This window comes from Pseudoalteromonas sp. SG41-2 (genome assembly GCF_014164535.1).
GTDB lineage: Bacteria > Pseudomonadota > Gammaproteobacteria > Enterobacterales > Alteromonadaceae > Pseudoalteromonas > Pseudoalteromonas rhizosphaerae.
Genome location: NZ_JACJFK010000097.1, coordinates 1 through 907, shown reverse-complemented (window position 1 = coordinate 907; position 907 = coordinate 1). Strand labels below are relative to the sequence as shown.

The 907-nt window shown below is 40.8% G+C and carries 2 tRNA genes and 2 rRNA genes; all 4 read left to right on the top strand.

The window, feature by feature from the left end:
- Positions 1-77: ribosomal RNA gene (locus tag H5186_RS22585) — 16S ribosomal RNA — on the top strand; the annotation flags it as partial.
- A 76-nt stretch (positions 78-153) separates the two neighbouring features.
- Positions 154-230 (top strand) — tRNA-Ile (locus H5186_RS22580).
- Between the two features lie 46 nt (positions 231-276).
- Positions 277-352: transfer RNA gene (locus H5186_RS22575), tRNA-Ala, on the top strand.
- Between the two features lie 450 nt (positions 353-802).
- Positions 803-907 (top strand): 23S ribosomal RNA (locus H5186_RS22890); the annotation flags it as partial.

Here is a 907-nt window from a genome sequence, read left to right as displayed (position 1 = left end):
CCACGGAGTGATTCATGACTGGGGTGAAGTCGTAACAAGGTAGCCCTAGGGGAACCTGGGGCTGGATCACCTCCTTATACGATTTAGAACTTATTTGTTCGTAGTGTCCACACAGATGATTGTTATTGTAAAGAGAACAAACACTTATTGTTTGGGTCTGTAGCTCAGTTGGTTAGAGCGCACCCCTGATAAGGGTGAGGTCGGTAGTTCAAATCTACTCAGACCCACCACTTCTTCAACGAAGTCGGTAATCAAACAATAAGTACCAGCATATGTGGGGCTATAGCTCAGCTGGGAGAGCGCCTGCCTTGCACGCAGGAGGTCAGCAGTTCGATCCTGCTTAGCTCCACCACTTACTTCTTAAAAATAAATATTCTTTTATCGGGCAGCTTAATCGCCTGAGAATAGAGTGTGTTTAATTTTGAGAGGTTTTTGTATCTCTTGCTCTTTAAAAATTTGGAAAAGCTGATAATAAAATTCGTATGAATAACATTGTTATTTATACAGAGTTTTCAAAAGTAAAAAAGAATGATAGCAGTATCATTCAGTGCCATTTAGTTAACTCTTAGGAGTTAATTGATTGGTATCTACTTTAGTATTCAATATTAACTTCTGGCGAAGTTAAACTGTCACTAACGTATGACTAAACTTTATTGTTTAGTATTGCGACGTGGATTTGATGCTTAGGCAACGCCGCTGATATTTTTGTCGCTGGGCGCATAACGTGTTATGTAACCAAGCAAAAATTGATAGCAAGGCAGCATAAGTAACAAAGACCAAGCAAGACCCGTTTGGGTTGTATGGTTAAGTGACTAAGCGTACACGGTGGATGCCTTGGCAGTTGGAGGCGATGAAGGACGTATTAACTTGCGATAAGCCTAGTCAAGCTAGTAAAAAGCACTTGAGA